This window comes from Vibrio sp. 1078-1 (assembly GCF_033340475.1).
Window position 1 is genome coordinate 1 of the sequence record NZ_JAWOWM010000575.1, and the last position, 601, is coordinate 601.

At 46.3% G+C, this 601-nt stretch carries 2 protein-coding genes; both read left to right on the forward strand.

What is annotated here, in order from left to right:
- Positions 1–306, forward strand: a 306-nt coding sequence (locus R7190_RS28865) for a 7TM domain-containing protein (protein WP_318138066.1), incomplete at its 5' end; no start/stop codon positions are given.
- Positions 307–309: 3 nt separating this feature from the next.
- The coding region (locus R7190_RS28870; protein ID WP_318138067.1) for a sugar-transfer associated ATP-grasp domain-containing protein at positions 310–601 on the forward strand (292 nt) is incomplete at its 3' end.

Sequence of the window (601 nt, forward strand, 5' to 3'; positions counted from 1 at the left end):
ACGCTTGGTTTGCCAGAAGGTCTAACAATCAACTTCTTCCCAATGATCATCTTGTCATGGACGATCGAACGTATGTCGATTCTGTGGGAGGAAGAAGGTGCGAAAGAAGTAGCAATGCAAGGTGGTGGTTCACTACTGACTGCGGTACTGGTTTACTTGGCGATGACCAACTCGTATATCCAGCACTTAACGTTTAACTTTATCGGCCTACAGCTAATTGTTTTGGCGGGTATTCTATTACTAGGGACTTACACTGGTTACCGTCTAACAGAACTACGTCGTTTCAAACCGCTAGCGGAGGATTAAACGATGTTTGAACGTTACACTACGCCATCAAAACTTCGCCACAAAGGCATTATGGGCATGAACAAGCGTAACCATAGCTACATTGGTCGCTATAACGATCGCTCTAAATACCCATTGGTGGATGACAAGCTAAAAACCAAGATCATCGCTCAAGCTGCAGGGGCAACCGTCCCTGCCCTTATCGGCGTGATTCACAACCAAGCAGAAGTACAAACCATCCACAACATGGTGAAAGATTGGCCGGGTTTTGTGATTAAGCCAGCTCAAGGCAGCGGTGGTAAAGGTATTTTGGTGG